Raw genomic sequence first — 2,404 nt, forward strand, 5'->3', positions numbered from 1 at the left:
TGCCTATGATAAGAATAACATTTTCCAGTCTCTTCCGCAATCGGAATTATGACGCTAATGCACCTCCGAATAGGTAGATGTAATTATTAACACTACTTATTCTGGAGGTTTTATTATGTATAAAGATATTTTTGAATCCATCCGCAATGAAGCGGAAAAACGTAACCTGCGTGAAAGAACGATTCAACTGTATTGCTCGGATGTCAGTTACTTCCTTCGTTGGATCGGAAAAAATGTTTCTGATCTTACACTTGAAGATGCGGAAAGTTTTCTTACTGCAAAACGTCTGGAAGGCAGGTCTCCTGAAACTCACAATCACTATCGGTCTGCAATCAAGTTCTTATATAAAAAGGTGCTGAAGATTCTCTGGGATGATGACACTGTTCCAGCTATGAAAAGAGAGCGAAATCTTCCTGCCGTTCTATCCCGCGATGAAATAAATGCAATCATTGACGCCACTCCGAATCTGAAGCATAAAGCGATTATTGCAACTATGTATTCTTCCGGATTACGTGTATCGGAGGTCGTTCATCTCCATTATGATGACATTTCCCGTACCAACATGACAATTCATGTTCGTGAAACCAAAGGCAGAATTGACAGGTATACGATTCTGTCTCAAAAAAATTTAGACCTTCTCACTGAGTATTGGTACAAATGTGGTCGCCCCAAAGATATCCTTTTCCCAAGTTCCTGGACCGGTGGATATCTTGATATAACCGGTGTTAACCAGTTCTTTAAGAAAAGTGCTAAACTCGCCGGCATTACCCGTCATGTTTCCTCTCATGCATGTCGTCATAGTTTTGCCAGCCACTTATTCGAAAGTGGCACAGATATAAAATATATCCAGTCACTTCTGGGACATGTTGATCCTCGCTCTACAGATGTTTACCTTCATGTGAGCAACAAGACACTTCTTGGGATCCGCAGCCCGTTCGACAACCCGGAAGGTGGTGAATCATGAGTAAGGATTGTACGATTCAGGATGTTTTTCATCGTTTTTATCCATCTTTTGAATCCACACATAGTATTTCTCCCGCTCAGCGAAAGGCCGCTTATCACATCATGAATTGCAAAACCGGTGCCTTTGGTGTGAATGTAAGCGTATGCGAGGACTGCGGCTGCATGTCAGTCCACTATAACTCCTGCCGTGACAGATGCTGTCCTATGTGTCAGGAGTTTCCAAAGGAAAAGTGGGTAGATGCACGGCGTGAGGATATCTTAGATGCTCCTTATTTCCATGTGGTTTTTACAGTTCCAGAAGAACTCAATCCCATTATCTACAGCAACCAGAAATTCTTATATACTGCTCTTTATCATGCGGCTTCAGATACTCTCAGTGAACTTGCTGCTGATAGTAAATATCTTGGGACTGATATCGGCTATATTTGTATCCTCCATACATGGGGAAGTACCATGAATTTTCATCCTCATATCCATGCGATTGTTCTTGGTGGAGGGCTGGATGTGAAAAATCATTGGAAAGACAATGGGAAAGATTTTTTCCTTCCGATTAAGGTAATCTCAAAAACGTTTCGTGGAAAATACATGGCTGAACTTAAGCAGCTCTGGGAAAATGACAGGCTTGAATTTCATGGATCGGCTGCACCTTACAAAAACTACTATACTTTCAAGGAATTGTTAAATACCTGCTATACAAAGGAATGGATTCCTTATTGCAAGAAACCATTTGACGGTGCCGAATCTGTCATCAGATACCTTGGAAAATACACCCACCGGATTGCTATCAGCAACTACCGTATCAAAGACATGACAGAATCTACAGTTACTTTTTCTGCTAAAGATTACAAAAACCAAGGGCTTTGGAAAGAGATCACCATATCCGGCGAGGAATTTATCCGTCGATTTTTAATGCATGTTCCTCCAAAACGTTTTGTACGTATCAGGCACTATGGTCTTCTTTCATCCAGAAATAAGAAGAAAAAGATTACCCTATGCAGAAACATCCTTGGTTGCAAAAAATATATTTCCAAGCTGAAAGATATGGATGCACCTGCCATTATCCGTCTTCTTTATCACAAAGATATATGCAAGTGTTCTTCCTGTGGTGGTAAGATTATTCCTCTGCCTACAGAACAACATTTTATAAAACCAAAACCACATATGCTCTGTTAACGTATCATAACTGTATATTTTTTTAGCTTCCTTAGGGAGGCTTATTTCTGGTGTCATAATACAGGACTGAATGATAAATTCTATGTGTTTCTATGTGTACACGCTATCCTATTATAAATAGAGTGTCAGAATTAAAAGTCCATATAGAGTTGACGCGCTTTGTTCAACCAGAAAAAATCGAAATTGATGCAAACGAAAGGGCAGTTAATGAAAAGTCTCAATACTGCTTTTTCGTTTGCACCACCTTCGATTCTTTCCTTAACGATTT

General features: G+C 40.0%; 2 protein-coding genes. Both read left to right on the top strand.

Translation table 11 applies throughout. The features are described from left to right. Positions 1 to 115: 115 nt before the first annotated feature. Positions 116 to 964: a site-specific integrase gene (locus tag LI149_RS14900; protein ID WP_147567931.1), complete on the top strand. Its 849-nt coding sequence runs from the start codon at positions 116 to 118 to the stop codon at positions 962 to 964. Beyond that, on the top strand, positions 961 to 2,136 hold the full coding sequence (locus tag LI149_RS14905; RefSeq protein ID WP_029730642.1) for an IS91 family transposase: 1,176 nt from the start codon (positions 961 to 963) through the stop codon (positions 2,134 to 2,136). Before LI149_RS14900 ends, LI149_RS14905 begins: the two co-directional genes overlap by 4 nt. The last annotated feature ends 268 nt before the right edge of the window (positions 2,137 to 2,404 follow it).

Source organism: Dorea sp. 210702-DFI.3.17, assembly GCF_020560825.1.
GTDB lineage: Bacteria > Bacillota > Clostridia > Lachnospirales > Lachnospiraceae > Dorea > Dorea formicigenerans.